We start from the raw sequence: 24,414 nt of genomic DNA on the forward strand, positions 1-24,414 counted from the left end.
GGCGTATCGGGATGGGGGTGAGGCCGACGGGGAGCTCAGGGCCTCGGTCGCCGGTCAGCCGGCCGACTCTCCCGCGTGGGGGCTCAGCACGCCCGCCGCGATCAGGGCGAAGAGGGCGATGCCCAGCAGGACGCGGTAGATGACGAAGGGCATGAAGCTCTTGGTGGTGATGAACTTCATGAACCACGCGATAACCGCATATCCGACAACGAAGGCGATGATCGTGGCGAAGATGGTGGGAGGCCAGGAGACATGGCCCTGGCCGGCGTCCTTGAGCTCGTAGACGCCGGAGGCCAGTACGGCGGGGATGGCCAGCAGGAAGGAGTACCGCGCGGCGGCCTCCCGGGTGTATCCCATGAGCAGACCGCCGCTGATCGTGGCGCCCGAGCGCGAGACGCCGGGGACCAGGGCCATCGCCTGGCAGACGCCGAAGAGCAGACCGTCCTTGACGCTGAGGTCGGTGAGCGTCTTGCGCTGCTTGGCGGCCCGGTGGCGGCCGCCGGTCTCGTCGCGTGCCGCCAGGCGGTCGGCGATGCCGAGGACGATGCCCAGCACGATGAGCGTGGTGGCGATCAGGCGGAGGTCGCGGAACGGGCCCTCGATCGCGTCCTTGAGGGTGATGCCGAGGACGCCGATCGGGATGGAGCCGATGATGACCAGCCAGCCCATCTGGGCGTCATGGTCCTGCCGCATGGCCTTGTTCCCCAGCGAGCGGGCCCAGGCCGAGATGATCCGGACGATGTCCTTGCGGAAGTAGATCAGTACGGCCGTCTCGGTACCGATCTGGGTGATCGCGGTGAAAGCGGCGCCGGGGTCGTGCCAGCCGGCGAAGGCCGCGGTCAGGCGCAGATGCGCGCTGGAAGAGATCGGAAGGAATTCGGTCAGGCCCTGGACGAGTCCAAGGATGAATGATTCAAACCAAGACATGGGTAGTACGCCATCCGGAAGGTGATTTTGCCGCGACCAGCAAATGTGCAGGTCGGCAGGGAATTCGGGGTGGCGGCCGTCATGTGTGCGGCCGCTGTGCGTGCCGGTTCGGGGGAGTGGATCGGGTTCGGCGTCGTGGTCGTTGTCCTCGGGCTCGGCCGTTTGCTGGCTGGGGCGGGCGGAGCTGATGTCGCATCAGGCGATCCTGCGACATCACGCACAGGGCGCGAGGCGTACGACACGGACGCTGGGCGCGAACGCGTGCAGACGCACGTGCGGATCACTGAGGGCACAGCTGGTGATTCGGGTGGCTCGTGGGCGGGCTGCGGCGCGATCTTGCGCCGGTCGTAGGGCAGCGTAGCGTCCCGAAGTGACCGGCAGGAGATCGGCCCGGGTCCGGCCCGGTTTTGCCCCTGCCCGGTACTGCTGAGGGGCGGAGCCCGACCCGGCCCCGGGGGCCGGTACGCATGACGGGCGTGTCCCGGACCGGCGCGTGCACAGTCCGGGACACCTCCGCCCAGCGGCGGCCGGCCGCTGCCCAGCGACGACTGGCTCTGCCCAGCGGCCGGCTTCGCCCAGCGGCGACCAGCTCTGCCCAGCGACCAGCTCTGCCCAGCGGCTGGCTCCGCCCAGCGCCGGCTGGCTCCGCCCAGCGCCGGCCGGCTCCGCCTAGCCGCGCGCCTGGCCGCGTTTCAGCGTCGGGGCCAGCAGGTCGAGTGCCTGTTCCCAGCGGAAGCGGATGCGACCGCCGCCCGTCCGGGGCGGGTGCGGGGCGTAGTCGCCGAGCAGGACGCCCATGCGGCGCAGCCGGGCCAGGCTCTGTGCATAGGCGGGGTGCGCGGCCTGCGCGGCGTTCAGGTAGGGCAGCGCGGCGACGGGGATGCCGAAGCCGTGTGCCTCGCACAGGATGCCGAGCGCGAGGGTGTCGGCGATGCCCTGGGCCCACTTGTTGATCGTGTTGAACGTCGCCGGGGCGACCGCGATCGCGTCTGCGGGCGGCAGCGGGCGCGGCTCGCCCGGCGCGCGCCAGGCCGACTGCACGGGGTAGCCGGTCCGGGCCTCGATCGCGGGGGCGTCGATGTACTCCAGACCGCGCGGTGTGGCGATGACGCCGACATGCCAGGTGCGTTGCTGTGCGGAGACGATCAGCTTGTCCACGTCGTCGGCGATGCCCGCCGCGCAGAGCACGACGTACAGGAACGGCTTCTGCTGCCGACTGCCCGTCATGTCCATGCCCCTGCCGGGCACGTCCGGATCCGTGACCCCATCAGGAACGGCCGGACCGTTCACGCCGGGGCTCCCAGGCGGCGGTTGAAGAGGTGCAGTTCCGGCAGGGCGCGGTGGCGGTCGCGCGCGGCCATGTCGGCGACCATCTCGCGTACCGCGGGCCGGCGGATGTCCTGGGACGCGCAGCGCTCGGCGATCCGCAGCGCCTGGAAGGCGTCGGCGAGCTTGCTCTGCTGGCTGTACGCCCGGGCCACGTCCACCCACAGGCCGGCGCGGCGCTCCGGTACGGGGATGTGCCGGCGCATGAGGGGGCGCGCGGCCTCCAGCGCCTGCCCCGCGTCGCCGAGTGAGACGGACGCGCTGACCGTATGCAGCTCTACATTGGTGGGGCTGAAGTTGGCCCAGGCGTCCGGCCGGTCGTGCGAGACGTACCGCGCGACCTCCCGTGCCTCGTCGAGCATTTCGCGCGTCGCGGCCCGGTCTCCGCTGCTGCTGGCCGCGGTCACCCCGCGCAGCAGCATCAGCCCGAACGCGGCCAGATAGCGCGGCGAACGGCGGTCGTAGGAGCCCGAGAGCTGGTCGGCGGTGTGCCGGACGATCGCCACGGCCTGCGCGGCGTGCTTCTCGCGTACCAGGACGTGCGCGTGGACGCGGACGCTGGACGCGAGTACCACCGGGTCCTCCGAGCGCTCCGCCTCCGCCATCGCGCGGCCGACCGCGAGCCAGGCGTTCCCGTGGTCGCTCTGCTTCAGAAGCAGGCCGGCCGCGGTCTGGTACGCGGTGGCAAGCAGGCCGGAAAGCTGCGAAAGCTCGGCCGATTTGCTGTCGGTGGCGTGCCGGAGATCGGCGATCACGCCGGGGAGCGTGCCCTCCAGTTCCTTGTAGCTGCAGTGGTTGAACAGCCGGCGCACGGTGGTCACCCGGTCGCGCAGTTCGGCGAATTTCAGGGCCGGCCGGGCGGCTGCCTTGCCCGGTCCGGGAAGAAGCGAACGGACCAGCTCGTCATGGGCGACGGGGGCCGGTACGTCCGGTGTCGCGAGCGCGGCGATGCTCGCGGCGAGGAAGGTGCGGCGGTACATGTCCTCTGCCTCAGGGTCGGCGGTGCTTACTTCCGGGGAGGCAGCAAGGCCGAGACTGTCCAACGGAATACCGAGCACCTGCGCGACTTCACGCAACAGGCGGGTGTCCTCGGTACCCCGGCCGCCTTCGAGGCGGCTCACCTTCGACTGGTGATAGCCAAGGGCTTTGGCGACGTCCGCTTGCGAGCGCTTCTTCAGCACTCGCGCCCGGCGGATCACTTCGCCCAGTCTCTTCGCTTCACTTTGTGCGTCGACCATGTTTGCCACGGCCCCTTTGCCGTCGCCGATCCTGACTGCTCAACCGAGCGTAATGAAACCATAATCGAGAGTGATGCAGCTCCTGCATGAGTCATGCAGCCGCCGCGTCCGATCTGGCCATCGCGGCTGTTTCGCTGCTTGCCTGAGTTGCCCACTCAGTCAGGAGGCCACTCATGCAAGCGCACGGGCTCAGCTTCTCCGTGCCTGGTACGCCCGCCGCCGCGGCAGCAGCGCGGCGCCGGGTAGTGAGCGACTTACGGGGCTGGAGCGTGCAATTCGACGCCCAGTCACTCGATAACGTCGAACTGGTAACCAGCGAATTGATCACCAACGCGGTCCAGCACGCGGGCGGCGGCCCCGTAGCCGTCAGCGCGCGACTGAACGGTGCGGCCCTGCTGATCGAGGTTTCCGACTCCAGTACCGAGCTTCCGAGCGCGTGCTTCGCGGACATGGACGACGAGGGCGGGCGAGGGTTGTTCCTCGTCGCGGCGTTATCCGTCGACCACGGAGCCGAGCGCACGCCAACGGGCAAGCGGTGCTGGGCGGAGATCGCGGTCAGCTGGACGCCACGTACGGCCGCTGCGACAGGAGGCGGCGCGGCGGCGCACCTCGCCGGCGCCCGCGTTCCGCTGCGCTGTGTCTGAAGGCGCGTCGGCGACGCCGCGCGGACGCTAAAGGGAATGGCTCGTACCGGGTAGGCACTTGACCGGAATTGATTGAGGTCGAGTTCTACTGTTCAGTATTGGTCAGAGGAATGGCCGTCGCGGATGAAGTCGACGGTGAGCGGGAATGCGCGACTGGTGCTGCCTGGCCCCCGCAGCACGCGGTCGCTCTTCTTGTCCTGTCGCCCGATATCCCTCAGACCCATTACCCGCGCTCTGCCCAAGCAGAGCGAAGGATATCTCCATATGCACGTGCGGATACAAGTGCAAGTGCAGCGGCAAACGCCTATGCGATTGCGCTCAGGAATCCGAACTGCTGCGCAGCGCACCGCGTTTCCACCACGCGACGGCGACCGCAGCGAGACCCGTGACGGCGATGAATCCCATCGAGATCAGAAATGCCGGTGACGTGGGCGTGGACGCGCGGGCGCCGGCCACCACGTACGCGGCGGTGTTCGGGATGCTGCCGAGCGCGGTCGCGAGGAGGAACGCGGGCCACCGCATACGGGACACCGCGGCACAGTAGTTGGTGGCCGCGAAGGGCAGACCGGGGAAGAGCCGGATGGCCAGCATCGAGCGGAAACCGTGCCGGCTCAGCTGCCGGTCGGCAGCGGTGAGCCAGCGGGCACGGAGCAGCGGCCGCAGGGCGTCCTGGCCCAGCAGCCGGCCGAGACCGAAGGCGAGCGCGGAGCCGAGTACCGTCCCCAGCAGCGCGGCCGGTATCCCGATCTGGGCTCCGAAGAGGGCGCCCGCCGCGGCGTTCAGCACGGGACGCGGGACGAACGCGGTGGTGCACAGTCCGTAAGCGACCGTGAAGAGCACCACGGCCACGCCACCGGAGAGGTGCGGCGGCCACCCGTTGGCCAGCAGCCGCTGCGGTTCCCATACGAACATGGCCGTCGCGGCGCACGCGAGCAGCGCGACCAGCAGCGCCAGCCGCGACCAGGGCGACAGGAGGAGCCGCGTACAGCGCACGGCGAGGGCGTCGGGCGGGGTAGCGGAGTCGAGCATCCGGGGAGCCTAACCGACCGGGCGTCGGAGCGATGTAATAGCGGTGTAATAAACGGGGTACGGAGAGGGACCGGCCGGTTGCCCGCCGCTCGCCGCGTGCCCCGATAAATCGGTCGACGCGGCGCCGTCCGCCCGCGATCCTTTCCTCATGACCCGGTTCGCCTTCCTCGCGCTCACGTCCGCCGTCGCGGACGCGCCGAAGGCTGCCGTCACCGTCCCGGCGAGGACTGCCCTCACCGCCCTGGCCAGGGCCATCGCCGCATTCGACGGCGTCCGAAGCTGACCCTCCCCGGATCGTCCGGCGGGCCCCGCAGGGGGAGGGTCGGGCCGGTCGAGGGGTCCGTACGGCGCTGAGCCGCCGTGATCATCACAGCGCTGCAGCAGGTGAGTACCGCCTGGGTACCGCACCTGCTCCAGCGCTTCCGCACCGCGCACCGCGGCCGGCGCACGCCGTCCGCCGCGGACCGCGCGAGGGAGACAGACACCCATGTCCCACAGCCCCAAGACGGCCTACGTCCGCACCAAGCCGCACCTCAACATCGGCACGATCGGGCACGTCGACCACGGCAAGACGACCCTGACCGCCGCCCTCACCAAGGTCCTCAGCGACCGCGGCAGCGGCACCTACGTCCCGTTCGACCGCATCGACCGGGCCCCGGAGGAGAGCGCCCGCGGCATCACCATCAACATCTCGCACGTCGAGTACGAGACGAGCACGCGGCACTACGCGCACGTGGACATGCCGGGTCACGCCGACTTCATCAAGAACATGGTCACCGGAGCGGCGCAGCTCGACGGCGCGATCCTGGTGGTCTCCGCGCTCGACGGCGTCATGCCGCAGACCTCCGAGCACGTGCTGCTCGCCAAGCAGGTCGGCGTGCGGCACCTCGTCGTCGCCCTGAACAAGGCCGACGCCGGGGACCCGGAGCTCACCGACCTGGTGGAGCTGGAGGTGCGCGAGCTGCTGCACGCGCACGGGTACGACGGTGAGCACGTACCGGTCGTCCGCGTCTCCGGGCTGCGCGCCCTGGAGGGCGACCCGCGCTGGACGGCGGCCATCGAAGCGCTGCTGGACGCCGTCGACACCTACGTCCCGATGCCCGAGCGCTACGTGGACGCGCCGTTCCTCCTCCCCGTGGAGAACGTCCTGACGATCACCGGGCGCGGGACGGTCGTCACCGGGGCGGTCGAGCGCGGCAGCGTACGCATGGGCGACCGCGTGCAGATCGTGGGCGAGACGGGCGACGGCGCCACGTCCGTGGTCACCGGCCTGGAGACTTTCGGCAAGCCGATGGAGCACGCGGAGGCGGGCGACAACGTGGCGCTGCTGCTGCGCGGCGTATCCCGGGACGCGGTCCGCCGCGGGCAGGTGATCGCCGCACCGGGCAGCGTCACGCCGCGCCGCGTGTTCACCGCCGATGTGTACGTGCTGTCCGCCGAGGAGGGCGGCCGGCGCACCCCGCTGTCGACCGGGTACCGGCCGCAGTTCTACATCCGCACGGCGGACGTGGTCGGCGAGCTGGACCTCGGCGAGCGCGGCACCGCCCGCCCCGGCGAGACCGTCCACGCCACGGTACGGCTGGGCCGCGGCACGCCGCTGGAGCCGGGCCTGGGCTTCGCCGTCCGTGAGGGCGGGCGCACGGTGGCTGCCGGGACGGTCCGCGACGTGGTGACGGACGCGGGCTGAGGGACCCGCCCCGAGGGCCGTTCGGACGAGTTCCGAATGCCCGTACCGTGCGGCCACACGTGCACCTGCACACCCGCGTTCACGTGCAGTTTCTTGTGCGAGAGCGCGGGTGTCCGGGCGTGCGGGCAGGGTCCGGATGGGGCCTGTCGGCGGCGCGTTCTCGATGGAAGACTGCACGTCCGGCGGACCCTTGGAGACTGGAGTACGGGGAACGCCGGACCATCGAGGAACGTTGATCGACGAATGGGAGAGCGGCACGCATGGCGGGTACGGCGTTGGTGCTGGGCGGTGGCGGGCTGACGGGCATCGGCTGGGAGATCGGGATGCTCGCCGGACTGGCCGAGGCGGGGGTGAACCTCTGCACGGCCGACGTCGTGATCGGCACATCGGCGGGTTCCCTGGTCGGCGCGCAACTCACCTCCGGGCAGCTGACGTTGGAGGAGTTGTACGAGCGGCAGCTGGCCGGGCCTTCGGGCGGCCCGTCGGTCGGTGCATCCGCAGGCGGCGTCGGCATCGCGCAGGGGGGCGGCGCGCCGGCGCGGATGGGCGCCGTGTCGATGGCCCGGTTCGCGGCCATAGCGCTGCGGTCGCGGGACGCGGTGACCTTCGGCGCACGGATGGGGCGGCTGGCGCTGGCCGCCCGCACCGGCCCCGAGAACACCCAGCGAGCCGTGATCGCCGGGCGGCTGCTCTCGCAGGAGTGGCCCGCCCGGCGACTGATGATCACGGCGGTGGACGCGCTCACGGGGGAGCGCAGCGCATTCGACGGCGGGAGCGGCGTGAAGCTCGCCGACGCGGTCGCCGCGAGCTGCGCCGTGCCCGGCGTCTGGCCACCGGTGACGATCGGCGACCGCCGGTGGATCGACGGCGGCGTCCACTCGTGCGCGAACGCGGACCTCGCCGCCGGCTACGGGCGCGTCATCGTGATCGCGCCGATGACGTCGGGCGGCGGCCCCATCGCGACGCCGCGCTCGCAGGCCGCGCGGCTCGCGGCGGAAGGAGCGGAGGTACTGGTCATCACGCCCGACCGCGCCGCGCGGGCCGCCTTCGGCCGCAACGTCCTGGACCCGTCCAAGCGCGCCGCCGCGGCCCGCGCCGGCCGCATCCAGGCGACCGCTCACGCCGCGGAGGCGGCCCGGGTGTGGACGGACGGCGGGTGAGGGATCACTTGAGAGGGCGGCGAACGGTACGGAACACCGCCCGCGCACCGCACAATGGGTCGGTGGCAGACCACCGACCCGACGTTCCGGCCTCTCGCGCGCCCGCGGCTCCCCCTCCCGCGGCCCTCGTGCCCGAGGCTCTCGTGCCCGTGACCCAGGAAGTGGACTGCGGCACCGCCAAGTTGCTGCCCGACGTGGACCGGCCGCGCGCCGTGCTGCTCACCGTCGACGGCGCTCCGCAGTCGTACGTGGACCTCGACGAGCCCACGTACCTGGAGTTCGAGTACGCCCGAAGGATCGCCCACGTCCTGGACGCGGCGGCCGAGCCGGGCCGCCCGCTCGACGCGCTGCATCTGGGAGGCGGCGCGCTGGCCCTGCCGCGCTACCTCGCCGCGACCCGCCCCGGCTCCCGGCAACAGGTGATCGAGGCCGACCGCGGCCTGCTCGACCTCGTACGCCGGTATCTTCCGCTGCCCGCGGACAGCGGGATATCGGTGCACGCCGCCGACGCCCGCACCGCACTGGAAGCGGCGCCGGCGGCCTCCATGGACATCGTGGTGGCGGACGTCTTCGGTGGATCGCGGGTGCCGGCGCATCTGGCCTCGGCGGAGTACGCGCGGGCCGCCGGCCGTGTGCTGCGCCCGGGCGGCTGTTACGTGGCGAACCTCGCCGACAGCGCGCCCTTCACCTTTCTGCGCGGCCAGCTCGCCAACTTCACCGCGGTCTTCGCGCAGCTCTGCCTGATCGCGGAGCCGTCGATGCTGCGCGGGCGCCGGTTCGGCAACGCCGTCCTGGTCGCCTCCCAGGAAGAGCTGCCGCTGGCCGACATCGCGCGGCGCGTGACGGCCGATGCCTTCCCCGCCCGGGTCGAGCACGGCCACCGGCTGCGGCAGCTCATCGGCGACGCGCAGCCGGTACGGGACGCGGAGGCGGTCCCGTCTCCGGAGCCGCCGGCGGGCGCGTTCAGCGTGGGGTGACGTCGTCGGGCGCGGTGGGGGCCGGGAGACCGGTCACCGGCACCTGTCCGGGCGCCTCGGCCGAAGGAGCCTGGGCCGGTGCCTCGGCCGAAGCACCCCGGCCCGGTGCCTCGGCCGGAGCCTCGTCAGCGGCATCAGCGGCCCCCGCCGGGGAGGCCGCGGGCACGGTTTCCGTCGGCCGCCGCAGCCACCGCACATCCCGTACGCACAGCACCGCCGCCGTCAGCAGCGCGACCAGCGCCGAGCAGCCCCACAGCGCGGTGGTACGGCCCACCAGATCCTGGACCGGGCCCGCCAGAGCCGTGGCCAGCGGCACCATGGCGAGGGAGCCCAGCCAGTCGTACGAAGAGACACGGGAGAACTTCTCCTCCGGTATCTCCTGGTGCAGCGCCATCATCCACGTCACCGCGAACACCTCGACCGCGATCCCCGCGCCGAACATCACGCCCGTCAGCGCACCGGCCGACACCGGCACGGCCAGCGCGGCGGACGGCAGGGCGAGCGGGAAGACGCACAGCGCGCCCACGCGCAGCAGGTAGCGCGGCTTGTACCGGGTCATCAGCAGCGCGCCGCAGACCGTACCGGCACCGAACGCCGCCAGCGCCAGCCCCCACGGGCCCGGACCGCCGAGATGATCCTGCGCGACCAGCGGTCCGTACACCGCCTCGGCGGCCGCCACCACCGCGTTGACGACGGCGAACTGCAGGACGATCGCCCACAGCCAGGGGCGGGAGACCACCTCTCGCCAGCCGTCCCGGAGGTCGGCGATCAGGCCGTGCCCCGGCTCGCGCGGCGGCACGCCCCGTACGTCGAGGAACGCCCGCAGCAGCCCGGCGAGCGCGAAGGCGGCGGCGTCGATGGCCAGTACCCAACCCGGCCCGACCGCCGCGATCAGCGCGCCGCCCAGTGCCGCGCCGCCGATGTTCGCGCCGTTCATGCCCATGCGGAAGAACGCGAAGGCGCGTCCCGAATGCTCGCCGGAGACGCTGGCGAGGACCATGCCCTCGGCGGCGGGCGCGAAGAACGCCTGGCCGGTGCCGCCCAGCGCGGACAGCAGCGCCATCTGCCACAGCCGGGGTTCGCCGGTGAGTACCAGCAGCGCGAACGCGCCCTGGGAAACGGCGTTCAGGGCGTTGGCGGCGACCATGACGCGGTGCCGCGGCAGCCGGTCGGCGATCGCTCCTCCGACGAGGAGGAAGATCACCAGGGGGATCGTACGGGCGGCGGCGACCAGACCGACGTCGGTCGCCGTACCGCCGGCTGCCAGCACGGCGAACGCCGCCGCGATCAGGGCCCCGGAACTTCCGAGACCCGTGACCACGGCGGCGGCCGTCAGCAGCGTGTAGTTGCGCCCCGCCCAGGCAGGGCGCTTCATCTTCATCACAGCAGCATCGCGTTCTTGCCCGGAGGCGTCACTCGATTATCCGAGGGGTTGTTCGAGAGGGTTATTCGAGGGGCCGGAGGGAGCTCATGATCTTCTTGACCGTGGCCTCGTCGATCTCGCCCTTGACGTCCTTGGCGGCGTAGAGAATCCAGGTCGCGTACTCACCGGTGGTGTCGGTGTACGTGACCGCGTACGCCTTGCCGTCCGAGTCGCACTTGTTGTCCTTCTTCACGCCGGTCACGGTCGCCGTTGACAGCTTTCCGGTGATGCCGTGATCGCTCTTGAAGGACTTTGCCTTGGTGCCCTTGAACGTACCGGTCTTCTTCTGATCGTAACCGGCCCAGACCCAGTTCAGGGCCTCGTTCTGGGCGGCCTCGGCCTGGCTCTTCGCGCCCTGCGCGCCCTTGACGCCGGTGCCGGCCAGTGCCGTGGTGGACTCGTTGCCATCCTTGTCCTTGATGGTGCACCAGTCCTCCTTGAGGTAGGCCGGCGCGGTCATCGAGATCAAGGTCTTGGGGAAACCAGACTTGTCCTTCTCGTCCTGGAACCCGGTGTAGGTGTCCGCCGAGGTGGTGTTCCAGTCCTTGGTGGGGACGTCGAATGCCACATGCCGCTTGGAGTTGACCACCGTCTGCCAGCCCTTGATCACCGGCTGGTCGGGAGCGTTCGGATCGCCGCCGGGACCCGCACCCCCGCTCTCCCCGCCCGCCGACTCCGTCGGCTCGGCCGTCGCGGACTGGGAGTGGGTGGGCTTCGGGTCGTCCTTGGCGACGACCTTCTTGTCGCCGTTGTCGTCCTGGAGGACGAAGACACCGGTGACCACGGCGGCCGCCACGACCGCCACCGCCGCGACGACGGCGATCGCCACGGTGGTCTTCTTCTCGTTGCCGTTGCCGCCGCCCTTGGGGGACTGCGGCCCGCCCGGCGCCTGCCACTGCGGCGGCGGAGGCTGCATGGGCGGCTGCCCCTGGTACGGATTGGGCTGCTGGTAGCCCGGCTGCTGATACCCCGGCTGTTGGTACGGATTCGGCTGCTGGTAACCCGCCTGCTGATACGGATTCTGGTCCTGCGGGTTCTGCTCGCCCCCGGGCGGCTGCTGTCCTGGCCACATGGGCGCTAACGATAAAGGTCCGAGGTGGGAGGTGTCACAGCCGCCCCAGGCAGCGTGACAGAACCCTGACGTTCGCTCATACCGTTCGCGGATACTTCGGGGGAGTTTGGCATGTACTCGGCGGGGCGCCGTACCGATGGCCCGCACGCCGGGGTGACGGCCCATACCCGCACACCCGCATTCCGAGCCGAGGGCAGGACCGGACCTGAGCAGGGTGGCCAACCAGGCTACCCACCGGTAACATTCCGCTCATGACAGTTGAGAGCGCCTCGATGGGTGAAATGCTGGCCGCCGCGGTCCCGATGGTGCGGACCCTGAATCTGGAGTTCCTCGAGGTCACCTCGGAACGTGCAGTGCTCCGGCTGCCGGACCAGCCGGACTTCCACAACCACATCGGCGGCCCCCACGCGGGCGCCATGTTCACCCTGGCCGAGTCCGCCAGCGGTGCCATTGTCCTCAAGGCTTTCGGCGACCAGCTCTCGCGCGCGGTGCCGCTCGCGGTGCGCGCAGAGATCGGCTACAAGAAGGTCGCCAAGGGGCCGGTGACGGCCACAGCAACTCTGGGCCGCCCGGTGGACGAGGTCGTCGCCGAGCTCGATGCGGGCGGGCGCCCGGAGTTCCCGGTCAGTATCGCGATCCAGCGCGAGGACGAGGCCGTCACGGGCGAGATGACGGTTGTGTGGACGTTGCGGCTGAACGGCTGAACGGCTGAACGGCTGAACGGACGAGGGCGGAGGGGGGAGCTCTCTGAGACATGTCGCCGGCACGTGGGCGGAGGAGTGCCGGCGGGACGGAGAGCCGAGAGGAGGACCGGAGGTGGCCGCCCGCGGCCGGCCCTGACGACCAGGAGCCGGCCGCGGGCGGCCACCTCTAGGGTGTTCCTCGCGAAGATCCGTCGATCGGCCGGGAGATGCCATGCCCCTGCGGGTGAAGTTGCGCGCGATCACACTCGACTGCCCTGATCCGCTGGCTTTGGCGGCGTTCTATCAGGAAGCCACCGGCCTTGAACCGCACCCGGAATCCGGCGCCGACTTCGCCGGTCTCAACTGTGCGGACGGCCTCTTCATCGGCTTCCAACGGGTCGACGACTATCGCGCTCCCTGCTGGCCCGGTCAGAGCGTTCCCCAGCAGTTCCACCTTGACTTCGCGGTTGACGACCTGGATGAGGCCGAGGCCCGACTGCTGGAGCTGGGCGCGGGCAAACCGGATCACCAGCCGAATGAGAGATGGCGGGTCCTCACCGACCCGGCCGGACACCCCTTCTGCCTGGTCAAAGGCTGATTGCGGCTGCTGAGTCCGGTCCGCCGGCGGGTTCGGTGCGGGGCGCTCCGGGGCACTCCGGGGCGCCGTCGAGGAGTCGACGCCCGGGGAGGTCGGCGATCACCCGGTGTTCCGGCACGACTGTTGACCGGTGCGGGCGGCCGGGTGCGGAGTAGCCTGCTGCATACGGTACGAAGCCGTCTTGCAGGGTCGGCTCGCCTCGCGGCGGGAGGTCCAGCTATGGAGAACAACCAGTTGTCGCTGCATGACTTGCTGGATGACTTGGAATCGGTGATCGACTCAGGTGAGAGGCAAGCGTGGGCCGAGGGCTGTGCGCGTGCGTTGGGTCTGGGAGGCATAGCGGTCTCCTTGTGGCGTGGGGATGAACTGGTGTGGTTCAGTGACGACATCAGCGCCCGGCTGGAGGACCTCCAGTTCACCTTGGGGGAGGGGCCCGGACTGACCGCGGAGCGGGACATCGGTGCAGTGCCCTACCAAGTGGTGGACGTGCACGGTCTGTTCGACGAACAGTGGCCCCAATTCACCTTGGGCGCCGAGGCCCTGGGCGTCGCGGCGGTGTTCGTTTGGCCGGTGCGCATCGGAGCGGTGCCTATCGGGACGCTGACTGGGTACCGGTCCACTCCTGGCCCGTTGAGCGAGCGGCAGGCGGCGGACGGGTTACTGGTGGCCGATGCGCTGGCCTCCCAGGTACTGGCCTGGCGGCCGCAGAGGCCCGCCTCCCATGACGGCCCGGGGGCCGCGGGGACGGTCGATCTGCACAGGGCGGAGGTGCATCAGGCCACCGGCGTACTGAGCGTGCGGCTCGGCGTGCCGGTGGCCGAGGCACTGGTCCGGCTCCGGGCGCAGGCGTTCGCGGCCGGCCGGCCCCTGGCGGACGTCGCCCGGGAGATCATCAAGCGGGAACTGCCGGCGTGACGGCCGCCGACCGAGGGGCGGCTCGCCACCGCGCAGGCAGATGAGGAGCGATGGGGATGAGCAGAGAAGAAGAGATCGCGCGGACCTTCGTGGAACTCGCCGACACCTTCGTGGACGACTTCGATGTCATCGATTTTCTGCACCAGCTGACGGTGCGCTGCAAGGAAATCCTCACTGTCGCCGACGCCGCGGTACTGCTGGCCTGGCCCGGCAGCAGACTGCACAGCCCAGCCCCCTGCGACCCCAGCCCCGCGCTGGCCACGCTGTTGGAGACGGCCGTGCGTCAAGGGCCCGCCCTGGAGGCGTACCGCAGCGCCTCCGCCGTCACCCACGGCAATCTCGCACACGCCCCCGACGGCTGGCGCGACTTCACCACCCACGCTCGCCAGGGCGGATACACCACCGCCCACGCCCTGCCGCTGCGACTACGCCGTGAGACCCTTGGCTCCCTGCTGCTCCTGGGCACCACTGCCGAGCCACTGCCCCTCGCCGACCTGGCCCTCGCCCAGGCATTCGCCGACGCGGCCACCATCGGCCTGCTGCACTCCCGCACCCTCCAGAACACCCAGACCGTCAACCAGCAGCTGCACACCGCACTGCAGAGCCGCATCGTCATCGAACAGGCCAAGGGCATCCTCGCCGCCCGACTCCAGATCTCCCTGGCCCACGCCTTCGACACCATGCGCCGCCACGCTCGCCATCACCGCCTCCTGCTCACCACGGTCGCACGCAGCATCATCGACACCGGGCAGCTCCCCGACCCGCCATCTCCCCCGCAGGAGGGCACGAGCTCAGCTCTCCGCGATGAGGGCACGCTCACGGAGTAGGGCCGCGGACGTCGCGGCTTGTTGAGCGCCCGTATCGGGCGAGGTGCAGGACACCCGATGCGCTCAGCCTCCTGCCCATTTCACGCTACGGCGCTGTGCACCCTCCGCACCCTCCGCCTGCGCCTGCCTGAGCCAGTAAGGCATTCCCACTTCTATTACTTCCAGTGGAAGCAACCTATAAACTGGCTTGTAGGTTTTAGCGGTGAGAGGGGATGACAGTGGCGAACCTGCCGATCGATGACGAGAGCGCGGCCCTCTACACCATCGGGCAGGTCGCCGACATGCTCGATGTGCAGGTCGCCTTTCTCCGGCGCCTGGACGAGCAGGGCGTGGTCGTTCCCGGGCGCTCCGCGGCGGGCCAGCGGCGTTACTCCCGCAGGGAGATCGACCGGGTGGTCGAGGCGCTCGAACTCATCGAGGAAGGCGTCACGCTGGCCGGTGTACGCCATGTCCTCGCGCTCCGGGGCAGGATTGCCGAGCTGGAGGCCGACCTGGACCGGCTGCAGACGGGGCGGCATGCGGCAAAGGGCCGCTCCGTGGGCGGCTGATACCGCTACCGCTCGCGAAGTCCGCATGGGGGAGGGGTATCAATGACGATCGTCTACGACCGCACCCAGGAGCGGGGGCGCTCAGCATGACGGCCGATGATCGACCCGAGGCAAACACGTCCGGGCAGCGCGGTGGGGCGGGCGGAGGCTGGTTGGGCAGACATCAACAGGCGGCCTGGATCGCTGCCGGGGCGACGGTCCTCGCCGCCCTGATCACGACCGTGGTGCCGTTGCTCAGCTCCTCCGGTGAGGACACGGCCGGCGGTGCCCCGCCCAACGTGCCGACTTCCCCGGCTCCTTCCGCGGCTTCTTCCTCGGCCTCCGCCGTGGCGCCCGAATCCGTTCCCGCCTCCGCCGCGCCCTCGAAGCAGACTGAGACCTCCGGGCCGGATCACCGCTGTCTCTCTCTGGTCAGGACGCACGGCCAGCCTGCCGGGCTACGAGGAGTGCTCGAAAACGGTCGATGCGGAAGGGGCCGACAAGCAGCAGCTGGCCAAGAACACGGTGCTGTGCGTACGTACCAGCGCCGGCAATATCGCCCGGCTCGAGCTCACTGAGCTCGATTCCGACGGCGTCGGCAGCCGCCACCGGAACATGTTCGACGCGGTCATATGGGACGCGAGCTGACCCGGCTCGCGGAGCCATCTTGACACGGGTCGGCTCAGGTTCTATGTAGGTGAGTAGGGAACTTCTCTTTCAGTGGAATGTCTGGAGATAGCCGCCATGGCCAGGGAAGGGACCGCAGGGCGGGATCCGTACGCCGTGCTCGGGGTGGCTGCCTCGGCCTCCGCCGAGGAGAGGCGGAGCCAGGCCGGTTCGAGCAGGTGATGGGGGCCTACGAGGCTCTTTGTGACTCCGCTGTGCGGGCGGGGCCGGTCCGCGTGGAGCCTCTCCGCTGACGGCCGCCCGCACGGCCGCCGGATCCTTGCGTGCGGTTCTTCGAGCGCATCAATGATGAGGAGGCGGAGCCCCCATGGCACGTACGGTGGGAATCGATCTCGGTACGACCAACTCGGTGGTCTCGGTCATGGAAGCGGGCGAGCCCACGGTCATCACGAACACGGAGGGCGCGCGGACCACGCCGTCGGTCGTGGCGTTCGCGAAGAACGGCGAGGTGCTGGTCGGCGAGGTCGCCAAGCGGCAGGCGGTCACCAACGTGGACCGCACCGCGCGCTCGGTCAAGCGGCACATGGGCGAGAAGAACTGGCGCTTCCCGCACGAGGGCAGCATCGACGGCAAGCGGTACACCGCTCAGGAGATCTCCGCCCGGGTGCTGCAGAAGCTGAAGCGGGACGCCGAGGCGTATCTCGGCGAGGACGTGACGGACGCGGTGATCACGGTTCCCGCGTACTTCGACGACGCCCAGCGGCAGGCCACCAAGGAGGCCGGCGAGATCGCGGGCCTGAATGTCCTGCGGATCATCAACGAGCCCACCGCCGCGGCCCTGGCCTATGGGCTGGACAAGGAGAGCGACCAGACGGTACTCGTCTTCGATCTCGGCGGCGGTACCTTCGACGTCTCGCTGCTGGAGATCGGCGACGGGGTGTTCGAGGTGAAGGCCACCAACGGCGATACGCAGCTCGGCGGCGACGACTGGGACCAGCGGATCGTCGACCATCTGGCCAAGCAGTTCAAGAACGCTTACGGCGTTGACCTGACCAAGGACAAGCTGGCCCTCCAGCGGCTGCGCGAGGCCGCGGAGAAGGCCAAGGTCGAACTGTCCAGCGCATCGGAGACCACGGTCAACCTGCCCTACGTCACGGCCTCTTCGGAGGGCGCACTGCACCTGGACGAGAAGCTGACCCGCGCCCAGTTCCAGCAGCTGACCGCCGACCTGCTGGAGCGTTGCAAGGAGCCCTTCCACCAGGCGGTCAAGGATGCCGGGATCAAGCTGTCCGACATCAAGCACGTGATCATGGTGGGTGGTTCGACGCGGATGCCCGCGGTGACCGAGCTCGTCAAGGAACTCACCGGTAAGGAGCCGCACAGGGGTGTCAACCCGGACGAGGTCGTCGCCATCGGCGCGTCGCTGCAGGCCGGTGTCCTCAAGGGTGAGGTCAAGGACGTCCTTCTGCTGGACGTCACCCCGCTGTCCCTCGGTATCGAGACCAAGGGCGGCATCATGACCAAGCTCATCGAGCGGAACACGACGATCCCGACCAAGCGTTCGGAAGTCTTCACCACCGCCGAGGACAACCAGCCCTCCGTGCAGATCCAGGTCTACCAGGGCGAGCGCGAGATCGCGGCGTACAACAAGAAGCTCGGCATGTTCGAGCTGACCGGTCTGCCGCCGGCCCCGCGCGGTGTCCCGCAGATCGAGGTCTCCTTCGACATCGACGCCAACGGCATCATGCACGTGACCGCGAAGGACCTGGGCACGGGCAAGGAACAGAAGATGACCGTCACCGGCGGCTCCGCCCTGCCCAAGACCGACATCGACCGCATGGTCCGCGAGGCCGAGCAGCACGCCGAAGAGGACCGTCGTCGGCGCGAGGCCGCGGAGACCCGCAACCAGGCCGAACAGCTCGTGTACCAGACCGAGAAGCTCATCAGGGACAACGCCGACAAGATCCCCACCGATGCGAAGAGCGAGACCGAGAGCGCGCTCGCAGAGCTGAAGGAGAAGCTCAAGGGCCAGGACACCACGGACATCCGGCAGGCCATGGACAAGGCCGCGGCCGCCGCCCAGAAGATCGGCACCGCTCTGTACGCACAGGGGCGGGCCGAGGGTGAGACGGCCGGAAAGCGCGCGGAAGGCAGCGGCCCGAAGTCCGGCACGGAGGAAGAGGTGGTGGACGCCGAAATCGTCGACGACGATCATCCACAGGCGGGTTGACGATGAACCGGAACGGGCTGTCGCCCACGGAACTGCAGCGGCTGCTCGATGAGAGCACCGAAGATCTGCAGCGGGTGAAGGCCGAGTACGACAACTACCGCAAGCGCGTACACCGGGACCGGATGGCCGTGGGCGAGATCGCCGTGGTCAACGTCCTGCGGGCGCTGCTGCCCGTTCTGGATGCAGTGGACCGCACCTGCGCCCAGGAGCCGATGACCCCGGGCCTCAGGGACATCATCGACACCCTGGAAGCGGCGCTCGGTTCGCTCGGGCTGCAATCGTTCGGCGAGGAGGGAGACGCCTTCGACCCGGCCAGGCACGAGGCATTGACACACCACACTGCCCCCGACGCCGAGCGTCTGACCTGTACGGAGATCCTGCGCCCGGGATACCGGATCAGAGGCCGCCTCCTGCGCCCCGCCCAGGTGGCCGTCACGGGCCCGCCACCCGCTGCTGCCCTTGCCCCTGGACCCACCCCGGCACGGGAAAAGGCACGATCATCGCCAACGAAGTGCGCTCGGCCGAAGAGCCAGTAGTGATCTCGACGGGTCAGTTCAGTAGTGATCTCAGTGATCGCCGTCGTGCACGGTGCCGGTGCCCCTGGCCGGCCCCCTCGCCCGGTGACGTCGAGCGGGAGGAGGGGGCCGACGCTCGCCCGACTGCGCCGTGACGTCGGTCCGGCGCCGGTGATCAGCTGCGGTGTTCGACGCTGCTGTCGGCGATCGCTCGGAACAGCTCGCGAGCCCGCTCGCAGAACGCCTCGACATCCGTAACGTCCGGCTCGTCGCCGTCCGCGAGCATCCGGGCCTGGAGTTGCTCGGAGCGCAGTCCGCCGTAGCGGGCCCGCACCTCCGCGGTCACCGGCTGGACCGCGATGTGCAGGTGCTTGCGCGCGTCGCGGCCGTGCGACCACATGCAGACGTAGGTCTGCTCAGGCCGGCACAGCGTCTCCACGACACGAGCGGTATGACGCAGCAAGGGGCCGAGTTCCGCCGCCGCGGTGTCGTCGAGCTCCGCGATGGCCACGACGTGCTCCCGCGGAGCGACGATCAAGGTGCCGAGATTCATCGGACCGACGACATGGTTCACCACCCACGCCCCTGTCCCGTGCAGGACGCCGCCGGGCAACTCCCGGCGCCCGGCCAGGAGATCACACCCAAGACAACCCAAGACGCCCCGCGTATCCACGCGCACCAGCCTATCCAGCCTGTACAGAGCCCCGCAGCGATGACGTCGAGTGCCAACCGGCTGTTGAGTGCAGCGCCCGCTCTACCGGGGTCCATCTCGTCGGTCGGCGCTTGGCTGGTCAGCGCCCTGGCTCAGCACCCTGGCGGCAGCGCCGCTGGGGTTTTTCGGCAGCCGCCCGGATATAAATATCTGGTTTCGCCGTTGCAGAAATATGGGTAATGCGCGCTGAGGGGTTTCGCCTCGACGGATCCGAAACAGGAAAGTGTCGCACGATCCGGGGTGACCGTGTTACGGTTACGGCCAGTTGCAGTTGTGGTTCCCCAAAACTTCAAGTGTTCCTCCCAGGATTCCTGGGGGATTCTTGTGTATTCGGTATTCCGGGCGGGTGATCATTGCGGCAGCTCCGGTTCCCGCGCAGTGTGGGTTCCGGGTACCGCCCAGAAGGAGATGTATTTTGGCTACTGGCACCGTGAAGTGGTTCAACGCGGAAAAGGGCTTCGGCTTCATCGAGCAGGAGGGTGGCGGCGCTGACGTGTTCGCCCACTACTCGAACATCAACGCCGCCGGCTTCCGTGAGCTGCTCGAAGGCCAGAAGGTGAGCTTCGACGTCACGCAGGGCCAGAAGGGCCCGCAGGCGGAGAACATCGTTCCCGCCTGACGCTGACGCGCACAACGAGCTGGGGCACGCACCTGCGTGCGGGCCCCGGCTCGTTGCGTTATTCACGCTCGCCCGCAGCAACGGACTCCCGCCTGCAGCAACGGACTCCCGCCCGCAGTGGCGAGCGAGCGGCAGCATCGTCTGCCGCATCATCGATCCGGGGCCGGCAGAAGCCCGCCACCCGGCTCCCTCGCACCGGTATATCGGCCATGTTCTCCACGGACAGTGGCCCGGTGCCTCTTCACGACGACTCGGCAGCCATTAGTCGCGCATTAGTGGCCCCGTTTGTCTCGTCTTTTCTTCGGCCCGATCTTGCGAATCCGTACGTGGTTCAGTGGCGCTGCGGCGAATTCCTCGATACGTGCCGCATCGAGGAAGGTTCTGCATGAACCGCACTGCTCGCACCACCGCCGACTCCTCCCTCTCGCACAGCGGCGCCGTCGGCTCCGGCCGTGACGGCCGCCGCCCGCAGGGCACCGCCCGCCGGGGCGGGCCCTCGCGTCCGGCCAGGACCGGGCGCCCCGGTCAGGGACGCGCCGCGGGCGCCCCGAAGGAGTTCGCACTGCCGGTCACCCGCACGGCGCCGTTGCCGGCTGTCGAGACATTCGCCGGCCTCGACATGCCCGACCGCCTGAAGACCGTGCTCCGCGCCCATGGGATGAGCGCCCCGTTCCCGATCCAGGCCGCGACGCTGCCCAACGCGCTGGCCGGCCGGGACGTGCTGGGCCGCGGCCGCACGGGCTCAGGAAAAACCCTCGCCTTCGGTCTCGCCCTGCTGGCCCGCACCGCAGAGCAGCGCGCCGAGCCGCGGAGCCCGCTCGCGCTTGTCCTCGTCCCCACCCGTGAGCTGGCTCAGCAGGTGACTGCCGCGCTCACCCCCTACGCCCGCGCGCTGCGGCTGCGGCTCACCACGGTGGTCGGCGGCATGTCGATCAGCCGTCAGGCACGTGACCTGCAGACCGGCAGCGAGGTGGTCGTCGCCACGCCCGGCCGGCTCAAGGACCTCATCGAACGCGGCGACTGCCGACTGGACCGGGTGGCCATCACGGTCCTGGACGAAGCCGACCAGATGGCCGACATGGGCTTCATGCCCCAGGTGACCCATCTGCTCGACCAGGTACGCCCGGAGGGACAGCGTCTCCTCTTCTCCGCCACCCTGGACCGCAACGTCGACCTCCTGGTCCGCCGCTATCTGACCGATCCGGTGGTCCACTCGGTCGACCCCTCCGCGGGCGCGGTCACCTCCATGGAGCACCATCTGCTGCATGTACAGGGGACTGACAAGCACGCGACGACCACTCGGATCGCCGCCCGTGACGGACGGGTGATCATGTTCTTGGACACCAAGCACGCAGTGGACCGGCTGACCAGGGACCTGCTGGCGGTCGGGGTACGCGCCTCGGCCCTGCACGGCGGGAAGTCGCAGTCCCAGCGCACCCGTACCCTCGACGGTTTCAAGTCCGGCCACACGAATGTCCTGGTGGCCACCAATGTCGCGGCCCGCGGCATCCACGTCGACAACCTCGACCTCGTCGTCAACGTCGACCCGCCGAGCGACCACAAGGACTACTTGCACCGCGGTGGCCGTACCGCCCGCGCCGGCGAGTCCGGCACCGTCGTCACCCTCGTCCTCCCCGGACAGCGCCGCGGCATGAACCGCCTGATGTCGGACGCCGCCATCACCGCACAGGAAACCCGAGTCCACTCGGACGAAGCCGACCTGAGCCGTATCACCGGGGCCCAGGCACCCTCGGGCATCGCCCTGACCGCCGCGGACACCCAGCCCCCCAAGCGCGCCGGGGCCGCCGCCGGGCAGGCACGACGCAACCGGCCCGCCCGACAGCGCCGCCGCTCCTCCTTCAACACGGCCGCGTAGGCATTCGCCCTTTGGGCCGCTCCGCCCGAACGACTGGCTCGCCACTCCTCCGGGGCTCTCAGGCGGTTACCGGGTGGCGCTGGAGAATCTGTCGGCGTCGTGGGCAACTGATGCGCTCCGCGTTGCGTCCCACCCTCTGATGGACAGTGGCTCGAGGCCGCTGAGCAGCGACTGCCGGCTGCCGTGTGCCATGCGCGGCAGCCGCATGCGTGACCACGAGATCGAGTACCCTTCCCTGACGTGCGGCGTCGCGCGTAAGGGCGGCCCGTGGATGGGCCCGACATGAGGTGGAGGAAGCCGCGTTGCACGTCCAGGAGTGGCTCGAGTCCGTACCGGCGGTGAGCGTCTACCTCCTGGTGGGGGTGATCATCGGGCTGGAGAGCCTGGGCATTCCGCTGCCGGGTGAGATCGTCCTCGTCAGCGCGTCGCTGCTGGCCGCGACGCAGGACCACATCAACCCTGTCGTGCTGGGCACGTGCGCGACGGTCGGCGCGATCGTCGGCGACTCCATCGGGTACGTCATCGGCCGCAAGGGCGGCCAGCCGCTGCTGGACTGGGCCGGGCGGAAATTCCCGCGCCACTTCGGGCCCGAGCATGTCGCGATGGCCGAGGCGAAATTCGCCAAGTGGGGCATGTGGGCGGTCTTCTTCGGGCGGTTCATCGCCCTGCTGAGGATCTTCGCCGGACCGCTGTCGGGCGTACTGCGGATGCCGTACTGGAAGTTCCTGATCGCCAACATCCTGGGCGGCATCGTCTGGGCAGGCGGTACCACCGCGCTGATCTACAGCGTCGGCGTCGTCGCGGAGCCCTGGCTGAAGCGCTTCTCCTGGCTGGGCCTGGTCGCCGCGGTCCTCTTCGGTCTCGGCTCGCTGATCGTCATGAAGCGCCGGGCGGCGAAGGCCACGGCCGAGGCCACGGCCACCGCTGACCAGCAGGACCGCCAGCCGGCTGCCGCCGCGGCAACGGACTGATCGCTCGCCCCGGGCACTTTTCGCACGCACCTCACGCGCCTTACGCGATGCCGGCGATCTTTCTCTTGTGATCTTCGCCCCAGTGAGGCGAGGCCCCGGCGTACGTCGCCTACGGTGCTCTCGGTCGGCGCAACACGATCGGCGGCTGTGTGACATCGCACTGACTCCACGCCGCCGATCGATACACGCACCTGACGCGATGTAACGAGAAGTGACGTGATGTGACGTGACGACACGCGACGAGGAGACAGCGATGGCGGAACAGGCATTGATTTCCGGGGTCGGCGGGCCGGAGCCGACGATCGACCCCGAGGCGTTCACCGCTCCCACCTCCGTCGTGCTCGGCGAGGTCACCATGGCTGCCCGTTCGAGCGTCTGGTACCAGAGCGTCCTGCGGGCCGATGGCGGCTCCATCACCATCGGCGCCGAGAGCAACATCCAGGACAACTGCACCGTCCACGTCGACCCGGGCTTCCCGGTCTCGGTCGGCGAGCGCGTGTCGGTCGGGCACAACGCGGTACTGCACGGCTGCACCATCGAGGACGACGTGCTGGTCGGCATGGGCGCCACGGTACTGAACGGCGCCCGCATCGGCGCCGGCTCCCTCGTGGCCGCGCAGGCGTTGGTACCGCAGGGGATGCAGGTGCCGCCCGGTTCGCTGGTCGCCGGGGTCCCGGCCAAGGTCAAGCGCGAGCTGACCGACGAAGAACGCGAGTCCATCAAGCTGAACGCCGCCGTCTACGTCGACCTCGCCACCCGCCACCGCCGGACGGTCCAGCCGGGCAACGCCCCGGCCAAGCCGGCACAGCCTGGGGAGGCGTAACCGTACCGGTAGGCGGAGCCGCAGCCGCAGCCGCAGCGGAGCCGCAGCCGGCGCGCGGCGGGAGGCGTCGGCTCCGGCCGGTGATCAGCCCGGCTGGCTGCTGTCCTTCAGGGTGCCCCAGCCGTGCCAGCGGTCGATCTCGATCCACGCGCTGACCCGCTTGCGGTCCCGCTGCGGGTACTCCTTCCCCATGTAGTGCTGGGCCAGCCGGTCGATGTCGGCCAGGCCCTCGTCGTCACGCAGTTCCACGACGCGCCCGATGATGCTGATGTGCGTGTACCAGCTCTCCTCGTCGAGCACGGTGAGCGTCACCCGCGGGTCCTTACGCACATGGCTCAGCCGCTTGCGGCCCTCGTCCATGTTGACCAGCACCCGTCCGTCGTCCCAGAGGTACCAGGTGGCCGTGGACACCGGCTGGCCGTCGGACCGGAGCGTGGTGATGACAGCCGGATTCGGCTTCCTCAGCATGGTGACAGCGGCCTCGGGAAGCGGCGGATTCGACATGGGCTCTCCTCCTCATTGTGCTTGCGTTCACGTCCCGCGGCCCAGGCACCGCACGAGCGGTTCCAGTTACGAGACGCACCTGCACCGTGCCACATCCCACGCGCTCCGTCCCGTACCCACCCCAGCACCCCGGTCTCGACGTAAAGATCACCCGGATGAAAGCGTCCGGTCATGGTGCGTGGCGGTGCAGGCGGAGGGCCAGGTGTATGGCCAGTGCGCGGGGAGTGCCTGTCGGGTCGCCGCCGAGCAGGGTGAAAACGCGGCGCAGGCGGGCGTACAGGGACTGGCGCTGCAGGTGGAGGAGTTCGGCCGTGCGGGTCTTGTTGAAGCCGGTCTCGAAGTAGGTCTCCAGCGTGGTGAGCAGCAGGTCCCGCTCCGGGGCGCGGAGAGCCAGGAGCGGGCCGAGCTGCTCACGGACCAGGGCGTCGGCCGGTGCGTGGAAGGAGTCGGCCAGCAGTAGCCGTTCGACGCTCAGGTCGGTCGCGTCGATGACGGTACGGGGAG

25 protein-coding genes are annotated in these 24,414 nt (G+C 69.9%); 16 read left to right on the forward strand and 9 right to left on the reverse strand.

Features of this window, described 5'->3' with window-relative positions:
- Nucleotides 1-54 precede the first annotated feature (54 nt).
- The 3 genes from CCS38_RS04095 to CCS38_RS04105 all read right to left on the reverse strand — a co-directional run bounded on the left by CCS38_RS04095 (nucleotide 55) and on the right by CCS38_RS04105 (nucleotide 3,491).
- A complete protein-coding gene (locus tag CCS38_RS04095) occupies nucleotides 55-927 on the reverse strand; it encodes an undecaprenyl-diphosphate phosphatase (protein WP_223731809.1) in 873 nt (290 codons plus the stop codon).
- A 669-nt stretch (nucleotides 928-1,596) separates the two neighbouring features.
- Nucleotides 1,597-2,154, reverse strand: coding sequence for a flavoprotein (locus CCS38_RS04100; RefSeq protein ID WP_223731810.1), 558 nt, complete (start codon nucleotides 2,152-2,154; stop codon nucleotides 1,597-1,599).
- Nucleotides 2,155-2,213: 59 nt separating this feature from the next.
- Nucleotides 2,214-3,491 (reverse strand): helix-turn-helix domain-containing protein, encoded by a 1,278-nt coding sequence (locus tag CCS38_RS04105; protein WP_223731811.1) that lies wholly within the window; start codon nucleotides 3,489-3,491, stop codon nucleotides 2,214-2,216.
- A gap of 173 nt (nucleotides 3,492-3,664) precedes the next feature.
- Here CCS38_RS04105 and CCS38_RS04110 point away from each other — a divergent pair, with 173 nt between their 5' ends.
- Nucleotides 3,665-4,135, forward strand: coding sequence for an ATP-binding protein (locus CCS38_RS04110; protein WP_223731812.1), 471 nt, complete (start codon nucleotides 3,665-3,667; stop codon nucleotides 4,133-4,135).
- A gap of 318 nt (nucleotides 4,136-4,453) precedes the next feature.
- Here the strand turns inward: CCS38_RS04110 and CCS38_RS04115 are convergent, their stop codons facing one another.
- Nucleotides 4,454-5,164 carry a TVP38/TMEM64 family protein gene (locus CCS38_RS04115; protein WP_223731813.1) on the reverse strand — a complete coding sequence of 237 codons (711 nt, stop codon included), beginning with the start codon at nucleotides 5,162-5,164 and terminating at the stop codon, nucleotides 4,454-4,456.
- 148 nt (nucleotides 5,165-5,312) lie between these two features.
- Here CCS38_RS04115 and CCS38_RS35240 point away from each other — a divergent pair, with 148 nt between their 5' ends.
- The 4 genes from CCS38_RS35240 (at nucleotide 5,313) to CCS38_RS04130 (ending at nucleotide 8,988) form a co-directional block, all read left to right on the forward strand.
- Nucleotides 5,313-5,447, forward strand: a complete 135-nt coding sequence (locus tag CCS38_RS35240; RefSeq protein WP_263301675.1) for a hypothetical protein — start codon at nucleotides 5,313-5,315, stop codon at nucleotides 5,445-5,447.
- A 204-nt stretch (nucleotides 5,448-5,651) separates the two neighbouring features.
- Nucleotides 5,652-6,851: an elongation factor Tu gene (gene tuf / locus CCS38_RS04120; RefSeq protein ID WP_223731814.1), complete on the forward strand. Its 1,200-nt coding sequence runs from the start codon at nucleotides 5,652-5,654 to the stop codon at nucleotides 6,849-6,851.
- 260 nt (nucleotides 6,852-7,111) lie between these two features.
- Nucleotides 7,112-8,011 carry a patatin-like phospholipase family protein gene (locus tag CCS38_RS04125; protein WP_223731815.1) on the forward strand — a complete coding sequence of 300 codons (900 nt, stop codon included), beginning with the start codon at nucleotides 7,112-7,114 and terminating at the stop codon, nucleotides 8,009-8,011.
- A 149-nt stretch (nucleotides 8,012-8,160) separates the two neighbouring features.
- Nucleotides 8,161-8,988, forward strand: coding sequence for a spermidine synthase (locus CCS38_RS04130; protein WP_372456984.1), 828 nt, complete (start codon nucleotides 8,161-8,163; stop codon nucleotides 8,986-8,988).
- On the opposite strand, the gene CCS38_RS04135 is transcribed toward CCS38_RS04130, so the two are convergent.
- Together CCS38_RS04135 and CCS38_RS04140 are read right to left on the reverse strand one after the other, a co-directional pair.
- Nucleotides 8,975-10,369 carry an MFS transporter gene (locus CCS38_RS04135; protein ID WP_223731817.1) on the reverse strand — a complete coding sequence of 465 codons (1,395 nt, stop codon included), beginning with the start codon at nucleotides 10,367-10,369 and terminating at the stop codon, nucleotides 8,975-8,977. The two genes, CCS38_RS04130 and CCS38_RS04135, sit on opposite strands and share 14 nt — an antisense overlap.
- Before the next feature lie 64 nt (nucleotides 10,370-10,433).
- Entirely contained in the window at nucleotides 10,434-11,483 is a 1,050-nt protein-coding gene (locus CCS38_RS04140) for a DUF8017 domain-containing protein (RefSeq protein WP_223731818.1), read from the reverse strand.
- Nucleotides 11,484-11,734: 251 nt separating this feature from the next.
- On the opposite strand from CCS38_RS04140, the gene CCS38_RS04145 reads away from it, so the two are divergent.
- From CCS38_RS04145 to grpE, 7 genes are all read left to right on the forward strand, one after another.
- Nucleotides 11,735-12,187, forward strand: a complete 453-nt coding sequence (locus CCS38_RS04145; RefSeq protein ID WP_031052118.1) for a DUF4442 domain-containing protein — start codon at nucleotides 11,735-11,737, stop codon at nucleotides 12,185-12,187.
- Between the two features lie 211 nt (nucleotides 12,188-12,398).
- Nucleotides 12,399-12,764 carry a VOC family protein gene (locus CCS38_RS04150; RefSeq protein WP_223731819.1) on the forward strand — a complete coding sequence of 122 codons (366 nt, stop codon included), beginning with the start codon at nucleotides 12,399-12,401 and terminating at the stop codon, nucleotides 12,762-12,764.
- A gap of 219 nt (nucleotides 12,765-12,983) precedes the next feature.
- The gene (locus CCS38_RS04155; protein ID WP_223731820.1) at nucleotides 12,984-13,679 is read left to right on the forward strand and encodes an ANTAR domain-containing protein; all 696 of its coding nucleotides are present in this window, start codon (nucleotides 12,984-12,986) and stop codon (nucleotides 13,677-13,679) included.
- Nucleotides 13,680-13,735: 56 nt separating this feature from the next.
- On the forward strand, nucleotides 13,736-14,506 hold the full coding sequence (locus CCS38_RS04160) for an ANTAR domain-containing protein (protein WP_223731821.1): 771 nt from the start codon (nucleotides 13,736-13,738) through the stop codon (nucleotides 14,504-14,506).
- A gap of 212 nt (nucleotides 14,507-14,718) precedes the next feature.
- Nucleotides 14,719-15,054 carry a MerR family transcriptional regulator gene (locus CCS38_RS04165; protein ID WP_223731822.1) on the forward strand — a complete coding sequence of 112 codons (336 nt, stop codon included), beginning with the start codon at nucleotides 14,719-14,721 and terminating at the stop codon, nucleotides 15,052-15,054.
- A 973-nt stretch (nucleotides 15,055-16,027) separates the two neighbouring features.
- Nucleotides 16,028-17,890, forward strand: coding sequence for a molecular chaperone DnaK (dnaK, locus tag CCS38_RS04170; protein WP_223731823.1), 1,863 nt, complete (start codon nucleotides 16,028-16,030; stop codon nucleotides 17,888-17,890).
- Nucleotides 17,891-17,892: 2 nt separating this feature from the next.
- The gene (gene grpE / locus CCS38_RS04175; RefSeq protein ID WP_223731824.1) at nucleotides 17,893-18,426 is read left to right on the forward strand and encodes a nucleotide exchange factor GrpE; all 534 of its coding nucleotides are present in this window, start codon (nucleotides 17,893-17,895) and stop codon (nucleotides 18,424-18,426) included.
- A gap of 154 nt (nucleotides 18,427-18,580) precedes the next feature.
- Here grpE and CCS38_RS04180 read toward each other — a convergent pair whose 3' ends face one another.
- On the reverse strand, nucleotides 18,581-18,958 hold the full coding sequence (locus CCS38_RS04180) for an HIT family protein (protein ID WP_223731825.1): 378 nt from the start codon (nucleotides 18,956-18,958) through the stop codon (nucleotides 18,581-18,583).
- Nucleotides 18,959-19,532: 574 nt separating this feature from the next.
- Between CCS38_RS04180 and CCS38_RS04185 the strand changes: the two genes are divergently transcribed.
- From CCS38_RS04185 to CCS38_RS04200, 4 genes are all read left to right on the forward strand, one after another.
- Nucleotides 19,533-19,736, forward strand: a complete 204-nt coding sequence (locus CCS38_RS04185; RefSeq protein WP_030261656.1) for a cold-shock protein — start codon at nucleotides 19,533-19,535, stop codon at nucleotides 19,734-19,736.
- 385 nt (nucleotides 19,737-20,121) lie between these two features.
- Nucleotides 20,122-21,612 (forward strand): DEAD/DEAH box helicase, encoded by a 1,491-nt coding sequence (locus tag CCS38_RS04190; RefSeq protein WP_223731826.1) that lies wholly within the window; start codon nucleotides 20,122-20,124, stop codon nucleotides 21,610-21,612.
- A 302-nt stretch (nucleotides 21,613-21,914) separates the two neighbouring features.
- On the forward strand, nucleotides 21,915-22,583 hold the full coding sequence (locus CCS38_RS04195) for a DedA family protein (RefSeq protein ID WP_223731827.1): 669 nt from the start codon (nucleotides 21,915-21,917) through the stop codon (nucleotides 22,581-22,583).
- Between the two features lie 253 nt (nucleotides 22,584-22,836).
- Nucleotides 22,837-23,406, forward strand: a complete 570-nt coding sequence (locus CCS38_RS04200) for a gamma carbonic anhydrase family protein (protein WP_223731828.1) — start codon at nucleotides 22,837-22,839, stop codon at nucleotides 23,404-23,406.
- Between the two features lie 84 nt (nucleotides 23,407-23,490).
- On the opposite strand, the gene CCS38_RS04205 is transcribed toward CCS38_RS04200, so the two are convergent.
- A complete protein-coding gene (locus CCS38_RS04205; RefSeq protein ID WP_030255841.1) occupies nucleotides 23,491-23,910 on the reverse strand; it encodes a PPOX class F420-dependent oxidoreductase in 420 nt (139 codons plus the stop codon).
- 169 nt (nucleotides 23,911-24,079) lie between these two features.
- On the reverse strand, nucleotides 24,080-24,414 hold a 335-nt coding region (locus CCS38_RS04210; RefSeq protein WP_223731829.1), incomplete at its 5' end, for a PucR family transcriptional regulator.

Source organism: Streptomyces purpurogeneiscleroticus, from assembly GCF_020024005.1.
GTDB lineage: Bacteria > Actinomycetota > Actinomycetes > Streptomycetales > Streptomycetaceae > Streptomyces > Streptomyces purpurogeneiscleroticus.